We start from the raw sequence: 16167 nt of genomic DNA, 5'->3' as shown, positions 1-16167 counted from the left end.
CATGACGACGACTCTCAAGGACCGTATCCGCGCCGCCCGTCAGGGCGGCGGCCCGGCCGCCGTCGACCAGCACGAGGCGGCCGATGCTCCCGCCGAGCTGGCGGACGTCAAGGGGCACGAGCAGGTCGAGGCCCCGATGAGCAAGACCGTGATGGCCTGGCTGTCGCGGTACAAGGACACGTTCGACGAAGCGCTGCCCGCGCACATCGACGCGGACGCGTTCTTCGCGGCCGTGCGGGCGGTGCTGCCGACGCTGGCGAAGTGCACGCCGGCGAGCACCCTCCAGGCGCTGCTGACGTGCGCCAGGTTCGGGCTGGTCCCGGACGGCAAGCACGCCGTCATCAAGCGGGAGGGCACCACCGCCGTCTTCGTTCCGATGGCGCAGGGCTTCATCGACCTGATGTACCGCTCCGGTGCGGTCGACTCGGTGCACGTCGGCGTGATCCGCGAGCACGACGAGTACAGCTACGAGCCCACCGCCCCGGCCCCGCAGGACTTCGTCCACCGGCCGGACCTCACCAAGTCCAAGGAGGCGCGCGGGCCGGTCGTCCTGGCCTACGCGTTCGCCTGGCTCAAGGGCGGCGCCCGCTCGCAGGTCATCCTCCTGTCCCGCGAGGACGCGGAGGAGATCCGCGACGAGTACAGCGCCGCCTACCAGCAGGCCAAGGCCGAGGGCCGCACGGACACCTTCTGGCACACGCACTTCGAGCACATGTGGCGAAAGAGCTGCGTGCGCCGTCTGGCGAAGGTCGTCCCGATGTCGGCCGAGCTCGTCGCGCTGGTGAAGGCCGACGACGCCGGGGAGGCCGGCGAGGTGCAGGTGCTGCACGCCCCCGACCCGGAGACCGCGGCCCTCCTCGCGGACGCCGACGAGGCGCACGCGGCGGCCGAGGCGTCCCAGGACGCCACCTCCACTCCCATCACCCGACGGCTGCCCGTCAAGCGCAGCCAGCCCCGCCGGACGTCGCGGCGGGGCCGCCGAGGAAGGAACCGCGCGGCATGACCGTTCTCCCCTGGACCCGTAGGCCGCTAGTCGGATTCGACGTCGAGACGACGGGCACGGACGTCGAGAACGACCGGATCGTCACCGCCACCGTCGTCCGCTGGGGCGGCCCTCTGCCCACGCTGGTCCGCAACTGGCGCTCAAACATGGGCGGTGCGGAGATCTCAGCCGGGGCCACCCGCATTCACGGCATCACCACAGAGCAGGCCCGTGCGGAGGGAGACCCGGCCGCCGTCGTGGTCACCCAGATCGTCGAGGTCCTCTCCGAGTACGCCTCGCAGTCGTGGCCGATCGTGGTGATGAACGCGCCGTTCGACCTGACGATCCTGGAACGGGAGTGCGCCCGCTACGGGGTGCGGTCGCTGTGGAACTCGACGCCGGTCGTCCTGGACCCGTGGGTGCTGGACAAGCACCTCGACCGTTACCGCAAGGGCAAGCGGACGCTGGTCGACCTCTGCCACCACTACCGCGTGAAGCTGGAGGGCGGCGCCCACAACTCGGAGGTCGACGCCAAGGCCGCGTGCGGCGTGGTCTGGAAGATCGGCCAGCGGTACCCGTGGGTGGGCCGCGAGGACGTCGGCGAGTTGCACGAGATGCAGGCCCGTTGGGCGCGCGAGCTGTACGAGGACCGTCGGGCCTGGCAGCTGCAGCAGACCGGCACGTGCGACGAGTCGCCGTGGGACTGGCCGCTCATCCCCGTCCCCTCGGAGGTCGAGGCGTGACGAGCGCGCTCCTCCACGTCGGCACCGCAGCCTGCTTCGCGGGCTGCGGTGCCCTCCTCCTGGCCGCACAGCGGTGCGGCCGCCGCGCGGCGGCGTCCGACGCCCCGCCGACGCCCTTGCACTTCAGCGACGTCGAGCCGGCCCCCGCCATGGCGGGGACCGCCGGACTCGAGGTCCTCGACTTCTGGGGCGGTTGCCGGGCCGATCTGCTCGACGACGCCGAGTTCCGTTACTGCCCGGAGGACTTCCGGGTGACCAAGCAGACGGTCCAGGCGGACGGCTCCCGCCGCTGCATGGACTGCCAACTCATCTCGGGGGACGCATGAGCATGTACGACGACGGTCCTGAGCACGAGCCGTTCGGCCCGGAGTACGTCCGGCCGCAGAACGCTGGCTGCCCGGACTGCTCCTGTTGCACGGCGGCGCTGTGCGCTGTCGGCCGGGCCAGCGTGTCCGAGTGCGTCGGGCACGTTGACGACGCGGAGACGATCGCCCGGGTCACGGGCTGCCCGTGCTCGGCGGAGTTCACGCGCGGCACGATCGCCTGGCGGGCCGGGATGATCCGCGCGGTCACGTTCGCCACGGAGAAGCCGCTGCGGTCCCCCGTGGAGTCGCTGCTGACGCGGCTCAGCGAGGACCAGCCGTACGCGGACGTGGCGCAGCTACTGCCGAAGCTGACGGCGCGCCGGTACGTGCGGTGGAAGCCCGGCATGGAGCCGGTGGTCACCGACTTCGGGTGGGCGTACATCAGCGCCCGCTGGGGTGCCCGCCGGACGACGTCGCTGGTCACGATCAAGGCCGTGGACGTGGAGGCCGCCACCGTCCAGGTCCTCGCCTCGTCGTTCAGCGTCGACGAGCTGGTGACGGTGCCGCTGCACCAGGTCGTGAACTCCCGCACCGGCCTGACCGTGGAGACGGCCGTCGGGGCGACGCTGTACGCGGAGCTGAACGCGGACGCGCCCGCCGCGGACCTGGTGGTGCTGACGAAGGTGTCCAACCCGGCCATGGCGGTGACCGCCCGGCCGGACAGTCCGGACGGTGCCCGGTGACGGGCCTGTCCGACCGCGAGCGGGGCGAGCGGCTCATGCAGCTGCTCGCCCCCGAGGCGGGCGAGTCGTGGGGCACGATCCTGCTGGGGGAGCCGCACAGCAAGGCCCGGCCCCGGTTCGACAAGGACGGCCACGCCTACAAGGACCCGGCCGACGCGGCAGCCGAGCAGGCGACGCAGTGGAAGATGCGCCAGTTCTGGCGGCGCGGCCCGCTCACCGGGAACGTCGCCCTGGGCTGCGTCTTCTTCCGCTCGTCGCGGCAGGAGATCGACTCCGACAACATGCTCAAGCACGTCTGCGACGCCGGCAACGGGCTGCTGTGGGTGGACGACTCGCAGATCACGTCGAAGTACGGCGGGATCGAGCTGGACCGGGAACGGCCGCGCACGATCCTCGTCATCGCCCCGCACGTGTCGACGATGCAGCGCGGCACGGACTACGTGAGGCCATGCGAGGGCTGCGGCGAGCTGTTCACGCCGTCCCGCGAGCCGCAGAAGTGCTGTTCCCGCACCTGCGTGCCCGCTGCCCGCCGGAAGGCGGTGGCCGGGTGAAGCCGTCGTTCGAGAACCTCACGCGGATTCTGCAGGAGCGGCCTTGGGTGTCGGATGCCGAGCTGGGCTACCGGCTCGGCTGCGCCCCGGACCTCGTGGCCCGGGCGCGGGCGTCGCTGGGCATGGAGCCGAGGCCGCTGCCGCCGCACAACGCACGCTTCACCCGCGAGGAGCGGCTGCTCCTGTGGTCCGAGCCGCTGCCGGGCGGTCACCGCAGGTGGCTCGGCCGGGTCACCAACCACGGCGTGCCGGTCATCGACAACGTGTCGGCGCTGCGGATCGCGTTCCGCATCGAGCACGGCCGCGAGCCCGAGGGACCGGTGTTCCGGGACTGCCGGCGCGGCTGGTGTGTCTCCGCCCCGCACCTGACGGACCAGGTCCTGCGCGCTGCCCGGGACGGTGTGGCATGACGGCGACCTTGGAGCAGTGGCGGGCCGCGTTCCTGGCCCGCACCCGGCGCACGCCGAAGGGCGGGCACCGGCTGTGGCAGGGCCCGCTCGCCAGCGGTGGCACGCCGGTGATGTTCTTCGACGGCGAGAAGATCAGCGCGGCCCGGGTCGCGTTCCGCATCGCCTACGGCCGTCAGCCCGTCGGCTACGTCAAGTGCGGCTGTGAGCTGGCCGGATGCGTGGAGCCCCGGCACCAGACGGACCGGCTGATCCGCCAGGAGCAGCGGCGCCCGCCTGAGCCGGTCGTGGACATGGTGGCCGTGGAGCTGGCCGTCGCCGGCGAACTCGACGACCCCGGCCTCACCCCGGCCGAGAAGCGCGAGGCCGTACGCCTGGCCCCGCCGACGATGCCCGTCTACATCCTCGCCCGTCGGATCGGCGCCTGCTCCCGCACCGTCAAGGCCCTGCGGGCGGAGGTGACGACGTCATGACCCCGGAGAGGTGGGAGGAGATCGCCCGGCTGCTGAAGTCCGGGCCGATCTCGGACAACGCGGTCATCGAGCAACTGCACTGCGGCAAGAAGACCGTGGCCCAGGTCCGCCGTGACCTCGGCCTGCCCAGGTACCGGCCCCCGGCCCGCACGTGGGGACGCGAGGACTACGAGCGGCTGTCCGTGCCGCTGAGGGGCGGTCACCGCCGCTGGCGGGGCCGGTTCGACGCGTACGGGATTCCGTACGCGAACCGGTCGATGACGGCGTACCGGCTGGCGTTCCGTGTGCACCACGGACGCGAGCCGGTCGGCCGCGTCCAGAGCACGTGCACGTACAAGCGGTGCGTCGCCGGTGAGCACCTGGCCGACAGGCCGATGCGGCAGGCGATCGCGGACGGCTCGCTGCTGACCGAGCTGCCCGCCGGTGCCACGTTCCAGGGCATGGACCTGGTGGCGATCCGCCGGTGCCTGCGCGGCCCCGAGCCGTGGCCCGAGCTGGACCTGCGTGAGGCCCGGTTCGCGTTCCGCTTCTCCGACCCGGACATGTCGGCGGCCGACCTCGGCCGCCGCCTCGGCCTGTGCGCGGAGACCATCCAGCGGTACCGCACCAAGGGGGTCCCGAAGTGCTGACCGCCTTCCTGTGGTTCATCGACGCCGGCCTGGCCGTCGACCAGGCCCTCGGCGAGCTGCACACGTGGGGGCCGCTGCTCGCGGCCCCCGCCGTGGCCGCCGCCACCGCGGCCGGAGCCCGCTCGGATGCCGTCCGGACGCGCCTCCGGACGGTATCCGGACGCCTCGCGGCCTGGCCCTGCTCACCCCCGTTGACCTGCCCGGACATGCGTCCGGACGCGTCCGCGGATGCTCGTCCGGACGCGTCCGGACACGGATCAGGAGGAGGTTCCTGATGCTGCTTCCCCGCGCCAGTCACGGCGCTCCTCACGACACCCTGCCCCGCCCGGATCACTGGTCCGACGCCGGGGTGTGCAAGACGTCGCTGACGCCCGACATCTGGTTCGCCGAAGAACAGGACCCCGAGGCGGTCGCGGACCGGCAGGAAGCCAAGCGGGCGTGCGGCCGGTGCCCGGTCCGCACGCCGTGCCTGCACGACGCGCTCGCGCGCGGCGAGAAGACCGGTATCTGGGGCGGCCTGGACACCGCCGAGCGGTCCGAACTCCTCCTGCTTCCCACGGCGCGTGAGCCCGTCCCGACCGAGGAGGCGAGCAGTGGCCCCAGGCACGAGGCCGCCAAGTCGGCGTGACCTCCCCCCGGCCGGCGTCCTCGACTGGTCCAGCCGCAAGCACTGGAAACGCAAGGCACTGCCGTGCCGGTACCGGTGCGACGGCTGGCCCACCCACCTGCGGGACAGCAGCGGCAGCCCGGCTCACAAGGTCTGCGCCGAGCGGGCCATCGCCCAGCAGATCCAGGAGTACGCGGAGGCGTACGAGAACGAGAGGTTGCAACTGACGTGAAGACCCGACAGCCCCGCAAGGCGGGCCCCGAGCGCAAAGCGTTCGGAGAACGGCTCCGCGCCGACTACTACGCCGGTTCCTCCATCCGGAACCTGGCCGACCGCACCGGCTACGCGTACGGCACCGTCCGCAAGCTGCTCCTGGAGGCAGGCACCAAGCTCCGTAAGCGCGGCGGCGGACGTGTCCGCCCGGTCCCGGGCGAGGACCAGTGAAGGGCGGCCCCAGCAACCGGCTCCTCGCCGGCGCCGCCGCGCTCGCCATCCTCGTCGGCGTCGGCGTGGCCGCCTGCCAGCACCAGAACGACGACGACCCGCAGAGCTGCGCGGGCGTCGCCTACGCCCTCCCGGCCTCGACCAAGCGGCCCAGCCTCCCCAAGGCCCCCGCCCCGGTCCGCAAGGACCCGGCCCCCGCGCGCAAGCCATCCACCCCGGCCGGTAAGGCGCCCGCGCACCGGCCCGCCACCCAGCCGACGGTCACGGCCACCGTCACCAAGCACCCCCACCACGGCCGCGGCCACGAAATCGACATCGACGTCGACCTCGACGGCTGCTGACCCGCCACCCGCCCACCCCGAGGACCCCCCCCGCCATGAACCACCTCACGCAGGCCCACATCGCGGCAGCCGTACCCGTACCACCCCGCCTCGCCCGCCGCCCCCGCGACAAGCACGGGAGGCTGGTGCCCTGGTTCGTCGGCTACGTCAACGGCCAGCCCGACCACCGCCTGGTGCGCCCCGGCGGCATCACCGACGCCGTCCGCTTCAACCACTGCTTCCTGTGCGGCCAGACCCTCGGCGCCTACAAGACGTTCGTCCTCGGGCCGATGTGCACCATCAACCGGGTCTCCGCCGAGCCGCCGTCACACAGAGACTGCGCCGAGTACGCAGTCCAGGCATGCCCCTTCCTCACCCACCCGCACATGCGGCGCCGCCCCAACCTGCCCGAGGACACCGTCGCTCCCGACGGCACGATGGACCCTCGCAACCCGGGCGCCAGCGTGACGTGGACGGTGCGCACCTACTCGAAGAAGCCCGGCATGCAGCTGTTCGACCTCGGCGAGCCCGCGTGGGTCGAATGGTGGCGCGAAGGACGCCGCGCCACCTACAGCGAGGCCCTCGACGCCCTCGTGGCCGGCTGTGACGTGCTCCAGGACGAGGCCGCCAAGGACACGCACCCGCTGCGGGCCGCCGCGAGCCTCGACGAGCAGTACTGGAAGGCCACCAACTACCTCCCCGGCAACTTCACTGCGCCCGACGGCCGGAAGAACTACCTGCCCGGCGGCATGGTCGGAGGCTCCCGGTGATGACCTCGGAGGCGGCCGCGGAGGTCATCCGTGACGCGCTCGGCGCAGCCATGACCGGCGACGGCAACCGCGCAGCCGACCTGATCGCCCAGCTCGGCATGGACAGCGACGCGGCCCGCATGCTCGGCGTCTGCTACGCCATCGCCGAAGCCGGACACAAAGCACTGCGGGTCTGCTTCGGCGACGCCGCCCCCGACCCGGCCAACGGCGACGCCTGGGTCATCGAGCAGCTGGAGGACGGCGCGCTCGACGACCCCGTACAAGCCTTCGCGACCCGGTTCCTCATCGCGTACTGCAACGGCGACCGCATCGACGCCCAGGCCCACTACGAGGCCGCCCTACAGGCCGGCCCCGAGGTGTTCGTTCACGGCGTCTGCCAGCTGCTCATCGACGTCGCCGGCCTGGCCAACGCGGCATCCGAGCTGGAGCAGCAGGAGTGACCCCGGGGTCAGTCGTCGGACGGCTCGGACCAGGGGCCCGCTGCGGGGCGGGCTGGCAACTTGGCGCCCGGCCTGCGCATGTACCAGCGCATGAACTCGCGCAGGACGGCACCGCGGGGGCTGCGGCCCGTGGGGTGTACGGCGCGGGTGGCATCCCCGAAGCCGTTCCACTCCTCCGTGGGCGCGCGGAACTTGCGCTGCTCGTCGTACTCGGTCTCTTGCTGGGCGCTCATGCCCCAGAGGTTAGGGATCGTGGCCACAAAACGCAAACATCACCAGTGGCTGTTGTGGCCACAAACGACACGCCGAAGAACTTGTTTTGTGGCCACAAGACGATCTAGTGTTGTGGCCACAAAGTTGGTCGAGGCGGCCAACTTCGAAGCCAAAAGGACGACGCGATGAGCAAGAGCCGGAAGACCAAGCCGGTCCGTAACAAGCAGCTGGCCCGACAGAAGGCGAGAGCGCAGCGGGAGCTGGAGAACCTGCTGCGGTCCGCGCCGCCGTTCGCCCCGTACCAGGAATGGATCACCCTCCCCCGCAAGGGCCAGGGGTTCTCGGAGTACCCCTTCACCCCGGAGCAGGCCGCCGTGATCGGCCAGGAGGCACAGGACTTCCTGAACCGCGTGATGAGGCTCAGCCCCATCTACGGCGGCGACATGCCGATGGCCGCGCTGCACCTCGACATGCAGATCACCGCGGGCGAGCTGCTCATGGCGGTCACGGGCGAGCCGGACAGGGTGCGCCCGATGCCGGTGGCCCAGCTCGTCGAAAACCTCTCCGACCAGGAGTTCCTGGACCAGCTCCGCGCGGAGCACCCGGAGGTGGGCCTGTCCGAAGAAGCCACCGAGCTTTCACCGGAGACGTGCGCGGCCAAGATCCACGAGCTGCACGCCCGCGGCTACCTGGTCCTCGACGACAACCACGTGGTCAACCTCGCCGTCCCGCCCACGTCGCCCGGAGGCCGGTGGCTGCTGAACGGCCACGTCACGACGGCCTGACCCGTCCGTCCATTCCACACCTGGCACTACTTCCAGAGAGGACCGCGTGAGCAGCTCACTCAGCCGCACCCAGCGCGGCCCCGCACGTCGCCCGTCGAACACTCACCGGCCCGCCGTGAACCGCCCCGGAGCGGGCGGCCTGCGGTTCGGCATGTTCGCCGTCTGCGTCATCCGGGACTCCGAGCCTGAGCTGAACAAGGGCAAGGCCAAGTCTCTGTACGACCTCCTCGTCACGTACGCGGACTGCCAGGGTCGGGACACCGGCCAGGGCTACCCATACCGGGAGGCCCTGGCTGGGTACCTCGACTGCTCGCCGCAGACGATCGACCGCGCGGCGAAGTACCTGGAGCAGGAGATCGGGCTCATCACCGTCGTCCGCCGCAAGGTGGCCGGCAAGTCGGATGAGAACGACGCGAACCTGTACCTGGTCCACGACGCGTGGCTGATCCACGGCATGCCCGCTCCGGCGGACACTCCGCCGCAGCTCGTCGCCCGCTATGGGCACACGGTCCCCGGCTTCGATGTCGAGGCGTGGATGGCGGAGAACGCCCCCGACTTCGACCTGACCGGCTGGACGGCTGCTCACGAGGCCCGGATGAACGCCCAGCAGGAAGAACACCAGGAGCGACGTCGTAAGGACCGTGCACGCAAGCGCAGGTCGGAGACCAAGAAGAAGGGTGGCGTCACTGGTGACGTCACCCCGATGGCCGATCAATCCGAGGGGGGTGACGTCACCGGTGACGGTACCTGTCACGTCACACACGACGTCCCCGGTGACGTCACGGATGACGCCCTTTCCACAGTCGTTGCTCTAGAGCCTGTTTCGGGAAAGACGTCGGTGGCTGACGCCGAAGGCCAAGGTGCAGGTGGTTTCGCACGTGCGGGCGCGCCGGAAAGCGCGCCGGAGGAAAGGGAACTCGAGGGCGGCGGCTCCGCCGCGTCAGGAACCGACATCCCCACTCAGCGCACTGCCTCTCCCCGGCCCAAGCTGGTCAAGACTCGCCCCCGCGGTGAGGTGCCCGGCTTCGAGGCCGTCAGGGCCGCTATCCCGTCCTCTGTCGCCGCTCCGGGAACCCGCCTGTACTCGGGGCTTCACCGGGCGATCAACGAGCTTCTGACGGGCGACGAGGCGGCCGGTGTCCCGCGCCGCTCCCCGGACCAGGTCATCGCCCGCATCAACCGCCGCTGGTACGGCCAGAACGCCGAGGAGCGCTCGGCGGCCGGATACACCGGCGACGACCGCATCCGTAGCCGCTCCTCGTGGCTTGCCGAGGCGATCCGGCGTCAAGACTGTCCGGACCCCTCCTGCGAGGACGGCGAAATCATCGGCGCCGAGATGCCGTGCCGCGCGTGCCGTGAGCGCCGCGAAGAAGAGCGACGGGTCCGCCAGACAGCCGCCGAGGCCGCTGCGCGGTGGGAGGCCGAGACGGACGCTTCGCGGGCCGCTGCTGCTGCCGCCGACCGGCGGGAGGCGGAGCGCGCCGAGGAAGAGTCCCGTATCCGCGCCGACCTCAGCCGCGGGGGCGTGTACGGCGCGAAGCTCGAACACCAGGTGGCCAAGCACATGGCTCGCTGGCGGGAACGCAGCTCCCAGGCCGCCCAGCAGCCCGCCCAGAAGCAGAGCGCCGCTGAGCCCGTCCTCCCGGCCTCGGGCTATGGCTCGCCGAGCGACGAGTACCGCGCATGGCGCGACAGCCAGACCGCGACGCTCCCCGCCGCTATCGCCCGCGCCCGTGCCGACAAGGCAGCTCGCCGGGACACCCCCCACGACACAGGAGTGAACGAGCGATGACCCACACGACGACCGAGCTAGGTGGCGCGCTGCGCGACCTGGGCGAGCACGGCGAGCACCTGCTGGCGTTCGAGGCCTCGCCCGAGCAGCTCGACGAGATCGGTGAGGGCCTCGACCGGGCCCGCCGGCTGCTGGCCGACGCCCGCGCCGAGCTGGCGCCGACCGGCTGCCGGATCCACCCGGCGGCCCCGCCCGACCCGGCGACCGGGGCGGCGTGCCTGTTCTGCGCGACGAACCGCCGGCGCGGGCAGGTGTCCGCGCCCGAGCCGGTCGCTGACGCGGTGCCGCTGGACGAGATCTGCCGGTTCGTGGCCGAGCACGGCCAGGAGCAGGCCGTGCGCCAGTACGGGGCGCGGCAGGTGACCCGGGCGCTGCTGCGCTGCCGGTTCGACCCGATGCTGAGCGAGGAGTCGGCGTGAGCGAGGAGCTGACCCCGCGCGAGGAAGCCGTGCGCGCGATCGCCGACTTCGACCGGGCGCTGCACGACCCGAGCCGCAGCGTGGACCCGGTGGGTGTGCTGTTCCAGGCGCTCGGCGCAGCCTCTGCCCGGCACGCGCAGGAAGTGCGGGCGGCCCGGGTGGCGTGGCGGAACCGGCCGGAGGCGAAGGCCCGCCGGTCGGCCGGTGCGAAGAAGGCCGCGGCGACCCGGGCGGCGAAGAGGGCCGCCGAGCAGGCCGCGATGCAGGCCGAGGCCGAGCGGGACGCCCGCGTGCCCAAGGTCTGCTGCCCGCACATGGACTTCGTGCCGTGGGGCGGCGGCGAGACGGAATGCGCCCTGGCGCCCCGTCACCACGGCCAGGACCACGAGGACATCGGTGGCCACAGGTGGCCGAGCGACGACTGCACCCGGGACGACTGTGGAGAGACCTGTGGCTACTGACATGTCCGAGCGGCCGCCGCTTGTGGTCGCCGAGGCCCTGCTCCGGGCGGCGGCGGGCGACCACGTCGACGGCGGCATGCTCCTGGCCCCGCTCATCGAGGAGGGGCGCGCCTCGACGTACGCGCTCGCCGGGATGCTCGCGGAAGCCGCCTCGCATATCGCCCGCCGTGATCAGCGGCCGGGCGCGATGTTCGGCATCCAGATCGACCACGTGGTGACCGGCGAGCCGGGGCGCCCCGAGGACCTGCCGCCTGACGTCGCGTTCGCCGCGCAGTTCACGACGGCGTGGGCGAACCGCGACCAGGACACGGCGATGGCCCTGTTCAACGTGCTCGCTGACGGCGCCACCGGTTCTGAGGCCGGATCCGACGCGCTCATCGACGGCTTGCTCGCGCTGTTCGAACTCGCGGTGATCACCACCCGCGTGGTCATCGCCGAGCAGCGCAACAACCCCAACCAGCAGAAAGGCTGACTCTGTTGCAGTTCGACACCGAGGCCGAGGTGCGCGACTTCTTGCGCCTGTGCCTTGAACCCCGGCCGGGCATGACGCGCACCCCGGCCCGCCTCGCCGAGATCATGCCCGGCCCCCTCTACGAGGCCCTCGTCCGGCTCGCCCCTCACCTGGGCGAACTGCACGACGAGGCCGACCGGCTCGAAGCCGAAGCCCGCGCGGCCAACAGGGCGTACGCCCGAGCGCTGGCCGCGTGGATCGAGAACGAGCCGCACACCAACCCCCACCAGGAGGACTGACCTTGTCGACCGCCCTGCACATGCCGGGGTTCATCAGCCCCCCGAGCCGTGACCCGAAGCCCGTGGAACTCGCCGCCGTCAGCGAGATCATGGACGACTGCGAACCGGAGACCTACCTCGGTCTCGTCTTCTACCGGCCTGACGGCGGCTGCCGCCTGTGGCACGCCTGGACCGACGGCGGCGACGTCCTGGGCGACCAGATCGACGGCCTGGCCCTCGCCGCAGGCCTGGACGCCGGGGACTGGCTCCACATCGGCGACCGGCACAGCACCGTCCGGGACCGCGGCCGCATCCGCATCCAGGTGCACCCGCTGCGGCCGATCCTCGCCGACGTCCAGGCCGGCCAGCGCTGCACGGAGGAACGCCGCGCGGGCTTGTACCGCCTCCTCGACTGCGCCGCCGAACGCACCGGCCAGACGCCCCCGGCCGTCCTTCCCCGCTGGATCGGCTTCGGTCCGGCCCTCCTCAACCGAAAGGCACCCCGTTGAGCACCCTCACCCCGCAGCCCGGCGACATCGTCCGCGTCACCTACGCGGCCGTCTGGGCGCCCGAAGACGGCGACGCCCGCATGGTCGTCACCGGCAACGGCGACGGCGACCGCTGGCACAACATCGTCCCCGACGGCGCGGAGATCGAGATCGTCTGCCGGGCCGGCGAGATCCCGGGGCCCGACTCGCCCGTCCTGTGCCCGCAGAACCGGCGCGGCGACCAGCGGACGCCCGAGCCGCACTTCTACAAGCCGGACGACAACGGCATCCTGCGCTGCCTGTTCTGCAGCCAGCCCGCGCACTGGGGCGGCGAGTCCCCGCGGGCCTGGCGGACCCCGGACGGCCGCGTGTGGACGCAGGCCCGCGAGGTCAACGAGCACGGCGTCGCCCTGTACGAGGCCCCGTACGTTCCGCAGCGGTACACCGCGCTCGCGCTGGAAACCATGTACGCCGAGCAGGGCGCCATCGAGGCGGTCGACGACACCCAGGCCCGGCTGTACGTGCTCAACGCCCGCTCGGTGAACCGGTCTCCCGGCACCGCTGTGAAGCACATCCCCGACGGCCACGGCCGCACCATCTGCCCCGGCGAGTTCCAGGCCAGCCGGCCCCTGCCGCAGGAGGAGGCCGAGCAGTTCGCGCTGTGCAACGGCTGCCGCCGGACGCTGCTGGCCCGCTACGACGTCGCCGAACCCGCCCCCGCCGCCCGCCCGTGACCGAACAGACCGCGGCCGCCGCCCCTGAGCCGAATTCAGGGGCGGCAGCCACCCCCCCCAGCAAAGCAGGAGAGAGCACGTGAAGAAAGCAACGAAGGACGCGGCCGGCAACTGGATCCGCGAAGGCGACACCGTCGGCGGCACCACGTCCACGCTGTCAACGATCCTCGGCGAACTCGTCCAGATCGGCGCGAGCAAGGTCAAGGTGCTCCTGCAAGCCGACTCGATCCCGCTCGGGCGCGGCCCGCTCAAGGGCGAAGAGAAGTGGATCACCGCAGAGCGGGTGTTCCTCGTCCGACGAGCCCAGCCCACCCGGCAGGCCCTGTTCACCGGCGACGTCGACGACGACCTGTCCAAGGTCGACCGGCAGGAAAGCGCCTGGCTGCTCGTGCGCGCGGTCCAGGCGTGCGACTGCACCGACCCGCACCCCGTCGTCTGCGACGCGGGCTGCCACGCCGCACCCCAGGGCTCGCAGTGCCCCTGCCACCACATCGGCTCAGCCAAGGAGTACCGCGACCTGATCGCCGCCGTCACCGGCCAGCAGCTGCTCACCGACGACCTGCCCGACCTGCGCAAGTCCCTCGCCGAGACGTACGTCGAATCCGGCTGCCGCGACTCCGACGCCCAACAGTGGGCGGGCGAGTTCCTCGCCCACCACGCCCGCGCCCTCGCCGTGGCGATGCGCATGGTCCAGAGCTACGTCACCGCCGACGCCGGACACGACTTCGGCCAGGGCTTCGCCGGCGGCGTCTCCTGGCTCAACGCCTACGCCTACGGCCTCGACCCGGAAGGCAACGGCCGCAAGTGACCGCCCGCACGCACGAGTTGTGCCAGCCCGAGGAAGGCGACCACCGTTGAGCACCAGCGTCACCCTCCACTGCAATACGACCCGCGGGTTCTCGACCTGCGCGGCCTCCCTCCTCACCGACGGCCTCACCGTCGAGGAGGCCCGCCAGATCGGCGCCGTCAACGGCTGGCGGCACGTCAACGGCCGTGACTACTGCGCCGCGTGCAGTGGCAGCAAGATCAAGCCGCGGCTCGTCGTCGCCGTCAACGGGCACGAGCCCGCCGACGACGCCCGGGTCCGTGCGGACCTGCGCCTGCAGACCGCTCACAGCCTGCTGATGCCACTCGTCAACGGCGCCACCTCCGGCGACTGGTGGTACGACCCCGACAAGATGTGGAACGGCCCCGGCCCGCACTTCGGCGAGGAGTTCGTGGCGGCTGGCACGGTCGACCGCCCGGTGTGTGTCGCCGCAACCGGCCCCGCCGACCATCAGCAGTCCATGGCCGATGCCGCCTACATCGCCGCGGTCGGCCCCGAGGTCGGCCGCGCCCTCGCCGGTGTCCTGCACGAGGCGTTCGAGACGGTGCACCAGGAGCACGGCCTCGTCGAGGACTCGCTCGCTCAGGCCGCCGTCGACCTCGCCGACGCCATCCTCCGGCCGGGCGGATCGGCGGTGAACCGGTGATCGCCCTCGCCCTCGGCGTCGCCTCCTGGGCACTCGTCGCCTCCGCCGTCACCTGCATCGTCACCGGCCGCGTCACCACCGGCTTCGGCGTGCTGTCTCTGGCATACCTGGTTGGTGCTGCCGGGCACGCCGCGAACGGCAGCCCGGCCGGGGCGGCATGGGACGCCGGGTTCGCCGCGCTCTTCGCGTGGGTGTGGTGGAACCGCGGCGGCGGCGACGGCCCGCGCCGCAGGCTGCGCCGCTGGGCACGCAAGTTCCACGGCGTACGCCGCACCGCCCCCATGGCAGGTGCCGCGTGAACGAGCTGCCCCGGAAGAAACGGCCCTGCGGCCGCTGCCCGTGGCGCATGGACGTCGAGCCCGGCGAGTTCCCGCAGGAACGCTTCGACGCGCTGCGCCGCACCAGCCCCCAGGGCGAGGACGATCAGCCGTCCTTCGACGCGCCGCTGTTCGCCTGCCACAAGAGCCCCGAGGGCCGGGAGAAGGCGTGCGCCGGCTGGCTCGCCTCCGTCGGCCACGCCCACATCGGCGTCCGCGTCGCCGTCGCCCAGCACCGGCTGCCCCGCGAGGCCCTGGCGCCGGGGGAGGACTGGCCGCCGCTGTTCGCCTCGTACACCGAAATGGCCGCACGACAGGCCGCGCCCGAAGGCGAAACGTGCACACTACGTCGCCCCGCACGAAAGACCGCGCCATGAGCCACACCCTCACCCGAACCCACGTCTACATCCCCCTCGCCAACCCGTACTTGAAGTGCGAGCAGTGCGGCCACTGGGTGACCGGCTGGCACGACCCCGGCCCGTGCGGCTGCGACGCGGTCACCTGCAACGCGCCGTGCTGCTGCCGCGCGAGCACCGTCTCTGCCTGCCCGTCCTGGTCCCCGGTCGACGGCTGCACCTGCCCGCAGCAGGGCGGCCGGCCCGCCCACGAGCAGCCGCCCACCCGCAGCGAGCTGGTGTACCGCAAGACCCCGGCAGGAGGCACCGCATGACCACCCTCACCGCCCTCGCCCTCGCCGCCCCCATCGCCTGCCCCCTCACCGGCTACGGCTGCCGCCGCGCGGCCCGCACCTGGCGGAGGCGGACCCGATGACCCGCACCAGCAAGGCCCTCGCCGTCCTCTCCGGCCTCGGGATGGTCTTCGCCATCGCCAGAGGCGGCCAGTGCGTCAACGAAGCCCGCTGGCTGGACGCCGCCGCCGAGTACGCCCTCGCCGCCCTGCTCCTGGCCGGGATGCTCCGCGAACTCAGCCGCACCCAGCCCGGCGACTACACCGACGACCTCGACACCCCCGGCCGCGGGAGGCAGGCCAAGCCGGTCGGGAAGCTGCGCGCCGCACGGGCGGCACGCCGAGAAGTCCGCGCCACCGGCTGCGGCTGCAACCTCTACTGGACGACCGCCGGCGCCGAGCACGACGACTGGTGCCCGCAGCGCCGCTGGAGCTTCACGTGACCCCCGGCGTCATGCACCAGATGCCGCCCACCGGCGGCTCGTACACCAGCTGCTGCCTGACGCTGCCCGCCGACCTGCCGGACACCGACCTGTTCACCCGTGACCCGGCCCGGGTCACCTGCACCCTCCGCCAGACCGCCGAGCTGCCCGTCGACACCGACCGCGGCGAATCCCCCTTCGGCTGGACCGACCCCCGCTGACCCCGGCGGCCCC

The 16167-nt window shown here is 72.3% G+C and carries 30 protein-coding genes; 29 read left to right on the top strand and 1 reads right to left on the bottom strand.

Annotation, left to right across the window (positions count from 1 at the left end; all coding sequences use genetic code 11):
- Nucleotide 1 precedes the first annotated feature (1 nt).
- The 14 genes from DI272_RS19255 to DI272_RS19185 all read left to right on the top strand — a co-directional run bounded on the left by DI272_RS19255 (nt 2) and on the right by DI272_RS19185 (nt 7414).
- Nucleotides 2-1003, top strand: a complete 1002-nt coding sequence (locus DI272_RS19255) for a recombinase RecT (protein WP_109496562.1) — start codon at nt 2-4, stop codon at nt 1001-1003.
- Complete coding sequence (locus DI272_RS19250; protein WP_109496561.1) at nt 1000-1725, top strand: exonuclease domain-containing protein; 726 nt, start codon at nt 1000-1002, stop codon at nt 1723-1725. The genes DI272_RS19255 and DI272_RS19250 overlap by 4 nt, the downstream gene beginning before the upstream one ends.
- Nucleotides 1722-2051, top strand: coding sequence for a hypothetical protein (locus DI272_RS19245; RefSeq protein ID WP_109496560.1), 330 nt, complete (start codon nt 1722-1724; stop codon nt 2049-2051). Before DI272_RS19250 ends, DI272_RS19245 begins: the two co-directional genes overlap by 4 nt.
- Nucleotides 2048-2773 (top strand): hypothetical protein, encoded by a 726-nt coding sequence (locus DI272_RS19240; RefSeq protein ID WP_146238363.1) that lies wholly within the window; start codon nt 2048-2050, stop codon nt 2771-2773. The genes DI272_RS19245 and DI272_RS19240 overlap by 4 nt, the downstream gene beginning before the upstream one ends.
- The gene (locus DI272_RS19235; protein WP_109496558.1) at nt 2770-3324 is read left to right on the top strand and encodes a RusA family crossover junction endodeoxyribonuclease; all 555 of its coding nucleotides are present in this window, start codon (nt 2770-2772) and stop codon (nt 3322-3324) included. Before DI272_RS19240 ends, DI272_RS19235 begins: the two co-directional genes overlap by 4 nt.
- A gap of 47 nt (nt 3325-3371) precedes the next feature.
- Nucleotides 3372-3734: a hypothetical protein gene (locus DI272_RS19230; protein ID WP_146238362.1), complete on the top strand. Its 363-nt coding sequence runs from the start codon at nt 3372-3374 to the stop codon at nt 3732-3734.
- The gene (locus DI272_RS19225; RefSeq protein ID WP_109496556.1) at nt 3731-4204 is read left to right on the top strand and encodes a hypothetical protein; all 474 of its coding nucleotides are present in this window, start codon (nt 3731-3733) and stop codon (nt 4202-4204) included. Before DI272_RS19230 ends, DI272_RS19225 begins: the two co-directional genes overlap by 4 nt.
- A complete protein-coding gene (locus tag DI272_RS19220; protein ID WP_109496555.1) occupies nt 4201-4833 on the top strand; it encodes a hypothetical protein in 633 nt (210 codons plus the stop codon). The genes DI272_RS19225 and DI272_RS19220 overlap by 4 nt, the downstream gene beginning before the upstream one ends.
- Before the next feature lie 274 nt (nt 4834-5107).
- Nucleotides 5108-5461 (top strand): WhiB family transcriptional regulator, encoded by a 354-nt coding sequence (locus DI272_RS19210; protein WP_109496553.1) that lies wholly within the window; start codon nt 5108-5110, stop codon nt 5459-5461.
- A complete protein-coding gene (locus tag DI272_RS19205; protein ID WP_109496552.1) occupies nt 5427-5672 on the top strand; it encodes a hypothetical protein in 246 nt (81 codons plus the stop codon). The genes DI272_RS19210 and DI272_RS19205 overlap by 35 nt, the downstream gene beginning before the upstream one ends.
- The gene (locus tag DI272_RS19200) at nt 5669-5884 is read left to right on the top strand and encodes a helix-turn-helix domain-containing protein (protein WP_109496551.1); all 216 of its coding nucleotides are present in this window, start codon (nt 5669-5671) and stop codon (nt 5882-5884) included. Before DI272_RS19205 ends, DI272_RS19200 begins: the two co-directional genes overlap by 4 nt.
- Nucleotides 5881-6225 (top strand): hypothetical protein, encoded by a 345-nt coding sequence (locus DI272_RS19195; protein ID WP_109496550.1) that lies wholly within the window; start codon nt 5881-5883, stop codon nt 6223-6225. Before DI272_RS19200 ends, DI272_RS19195 begins: the two co-directional genes overlap by 4 nt.
- Nucleotides 6226-6260: 35 nt before the next feature.
- A complete protein-coding gene (locus tag DI272_RS19190) occupies nt 6261-6974 on the top strand; it encodes a hypothetical protein (protein ID WP_109496549.1) in 714 nt (237 codons plus the stop codon).
- A complete protein-coding gene (locus tag DI272_RS19185; RefSeq protein ID WP_109496548.1) occupies nt 6974-7414 on the top strand; it encodes a hypothetical protein in 441 nt (146 codons plus the stop codon). Before DI272_RS19190 ends, DI272_RS19185 begins: the two co-directional genes overlap by 1 nt.
- Before the next feature lie 8 nt (nt 7415-7422).
- Here DI272_RS19185 and DI272_RS19180 read toward each other — a convergent pair whose 3' ends face one another.
- Nucleotides 7423-7647 (bottom strand): hypothetical protein, encoded by a 225-nt coding sequence (locus DI272_RS19180; RefSeq protein ID WP_109500918.1) that lies wholly within the window; start codon nt 7645-7647, stop codon nt 7423-7425.
- Nucleotides 7648-7812: 165 nt separating this feature from the next.
- Here DI272_RS19180 and DI272_RS19175 point away from each other — a divergent pair, with 165 nt between their 5' ends.
- The 15 genes from DI272_RS19175 to DI272_RS19105 all read left to right on the top strand — a co-directional run bounded on the left by DI272_RS19175 (nt 7813) and on the right by DI272_RS19105 (nt 16154).
- Entirely contained in the window at nt 7813-8412 is a 600-nt protein-coding gene (locus DI272_RS19175) for a hypothetical protein (RefSeq protein ID WP_109496547.1), read from the top strand.
- A 115-nt stretch (nt 8413-8527) separates the two neighbouring features.
- Nucleotides 8528-10204, top strand: a complete 1677-nt coding sequence (locus DI272_RS19170; RefSeq protein ID WP_219933853.1) for a hypothetical protein — start codon at nt 8528-8530, stop codon at nt 10202-10204.
- A complete protein-coding gene (locus DI272_RS19165) occupies nt 10201-10623 on the top strand; it encodes a hypothetical protein (RefSeq protein WP_109496545.1) in 423 nt (140 codons plus the stop codon). The genes DI272_RS19170 and DI272_RS19165 overlap by 4 nt, the downstream gene beginning before the upstream one ends.
- Nucleotides 10620-11084 (top strand): hypothetical protein, encoded by a 465-nt coding sequence (locus tag DI272_RS19160; protein ID WP_109496544.1) that lies wholly within the window; start codon nt 10620-10622, stop codon nt 11082-11084. The genes DI272_RS19165 and DI272_RS19160 overlap by 4 nt, the downstream gene beginning before the upstream one ends.
- On the top strand, nt 11074-11556 hold the full coding sequence (locus tag DI272_RS19155) for a hypothetical protein (protein WP_146238361.1): 483 nt from the start codon (nt 11074-11076) through the stop codon (nt 11554-11556). Before DI272_RS19160 ends, DI272_RS19155 begins: the two co-directional genes overlap by 11 nt.
- A 5-nt stretch (nt 11557-11561) precedes the next feature.
- Nucleotides 11562-11834, top strand: a complete 273-nt coding sequence (locus DI272_RS19150) for a hypothetical protein (RefSeq protein ID WP_109496542.1) — start codon at nt 11562-11564, stop codon at nt 11832-11834.
- A gap of 2 nt (nt 11835-11836) precedes the next feature.
- The gene (locus DI272_RS19145) at nt 11837-12322 is read left to right on the top strand and encodes a hypothetical protein (RefSeq protein WP_109496541.1); all 486 of its coding nucleotides are present in this window, start codon (nt 11837-11839) and stop codon (nt 12320-12322) included.
- The gene (locus tag DI272_RS19140; RefSeq protein ID WP_109496540.1) at nt 12319-13035 is read left to right on the top strand and encodes a hypothetical protein; all 717 of its coding nucleotides are present in this window, start codon (nt 12319-12321) and stop codon (nt 13033-13035) included. The genes DI272_RS19145 and DI272_RS19140 overlap by 4 nt, the downstream gene beginning before the upstream one ends.
- A gap of 79 nt (nt 13036-13114) precedes the next feature.
- Nucleotides 13115-13843 carry a hypothetical protein gene (locus tag DI272_RS19135; RefSeq protein WP_109496539.1) on the top strand — a complete coding sequence of 243 codons (729 nt, stop codon included), beginning with the start codon at nt 13115-13117 and terminating at the stop codon, nt 13841-13843.
- A gap of 46 nt (nt 13844-13889) precedes the next feature.
- Entirely contained in the window at nt 13890-14507 is a 618-nt protein-coding gene (locus DI272_RS19130; RefSeq protein ID WP_109496538.1) for a hypothetical protein, read from the top strand.
- Entirely contained in the window at nt 14504-14806 is a 303-nt protein-coding gene (locus tag DI272_RS45385; RefSeq protein WP_109496537.1) for a hypothetical protein, read from the top strand. The genes DI272_RS19130 and DI272_RS45385 overlap by 4 nt, the downstream gene beginning before the upstream one ends.
- The gene (locus DI272_RS44900) at nt 14803-15201 is read left to right on the top strand and encodes a DUF6283 family protein (RefSeq protein WP_258314605.1); all 399 of its coding nucleotides are present in this window, start codon (nt 14803-14805) and stop codon (nt 15199-15201) included. The genes DI272_RS45385 and DI272_RS44900 overlap by 4 nt, the downstream gene beginning before the upstream one ends.
- Entirely contained in the window at nt 15198-15494 is a 297-nt protein-coding gene (locus DI272_RS44195; RefSeq protein ID WP_146238360.1) for a hypothetical protein, read from the top strand. The genes DI272_RS44900 and DI272_RS44195 overlap by 4 nt, the downstream gene beginning before the upstream one ends.
- A 97-nt stretch (nt 15495-15591) precedes the next feature.
- A complete protein-coding gene (locus DI272_RS19110) occupies nt 15592-15954 on the top strand; it encodes a hypothetical protein (protein WP_109496535.1) in 363 nt (120 codons plus the stop codon).
- The gene (locus DI272_RS19105) at nt 15951-16154 is read left to right on the top strand and encodes a hypothetical protein (RefSeq protein WP_109496534.1); all 204 of its coding nucleotides are present in this window, start codon (nt 15951-15953) and stop codon (nt 16152-16154) included. The genes DI272_RS19110 and DI272_RS19105 overlap by 4 nt, the downstream gene beginning before the upstream one ends.
- Nucleotides 16155-16167 lie beyond the last annotated feature (13 nt).

The sequence above is a fragment of the Streptomyces sp. Act143 genome (assembly GCF_003143935.1).
In the GTDB taxonomy this organism is placed as follows: domain Bacteria; phylum Actinomycetota; class Actinomycetes; order Streptomycetales; family Streptomycetaceae; genus Streptomyces.
The sequence above is the reverse complement of the archived record's forward strand: the minus strand, read 5'-3'. Positions and strand labels throughout refer to the sequence as shown.

What these genes read in the sequence shown, in the direction of transcription:
- DI272_RS19225 (WP_109496556.1), top strand. Translation starts at nt 3,731, where the DNA reads ATGACGGCGACCTTGGAGCAGTGGCGGGCCGCGTTCCTGGCCCGCACC.
- DI272_RS19190 (WP_109496549.1), top strand. Translation starts at nt 6,261, where the DNA reads ATGAACCACCTCACGCAGGCCCACATCGCGGCAGCCGTACCCGTACCA.
- DI272_RS19165 (WP_109496545.1), top strand. Translation starts at nt 10,201, where the DNA reads ATGACCCACACGACGACCGAGCTAGGTGGCGCGCTGCGCGACCTGGGC.
- DI272_RS19240 (WP_146238363.1), top strand. Translation starts at nt 2,048, where the DNA reads ATGAGCATGTACGACGACGGTCCTGAGCACGAGCCGTTCGGCCCGGAG.
- DI272_RS44195 (WP_146238360.1), top strand. Translation starts at nt 15,198, where the DNA reads ATGAGCCACACCCTCACCCGAACCCACGTCTACATCCCCCTCGCCAAC.
- DI272_RS19250 (WP_109496561.1), top strand. Translation starts at nt 1,000, where the DNA reads ATGACCGTTCTCCCCTGGACCCGTAGGCCGCTAGTCGGATTCGACGTC.
- DI272_RS19210 (WP_109496553.1), top strand. Translation starts at nt 5,108, where the DNA reads ATGCTGCTTCCCCGCGCCAGTCACGGCGCTCCTCACGACACCCTGCCC.
- DI272_RS19175 (WP_109496547.1), top strand. Translation starts at nt 7,813, where the DNA reads ATGAGCAAGAGCCGGAAGACCAAGCCGGTCCGTAACAAGCAGCTGGCC.
- DI272_RS19180 (WP_109500918.1), bottom strand. Translation starts at nt 7,647, where the DNA reads ATGAGCGCCCAGCAAGAGACCGAGTACGACGAGCAGCGCAAGTTCCGC.
- DI272_RS19185 (WP_109496548.1), top strand. Translation starts at nt 6,974, where the DNA reads ATGACCTCGGAGGCGGCCGCGGAGGTCATCCGTGACGCGCTCGGCGCA.
- DI272_RS19110 (WP_109496535.1), top strand. Translation starts at nt 15,592, where the DNA reads ATGACCCGCACCAGCAAGGCCCTCGCCGTCCTCTCCGGCCTCGGGATG.
- DI272_RS19220 (WP_109496555.1), top strand. Translation starts at nt 4,201, where the DNA reads ATGACCCCGGAGAGGTGGGAGGAGATCGCCCGGCTGCTGAAGTCCGGG.
- DI272_RS19255 (WP_109496562.1), top strand. Translation starts at nt 2, where the DNA reads ATGACGACGACTCTCAAGGACCGTATCCGCGCCGCCCGTCAGGGCGGC.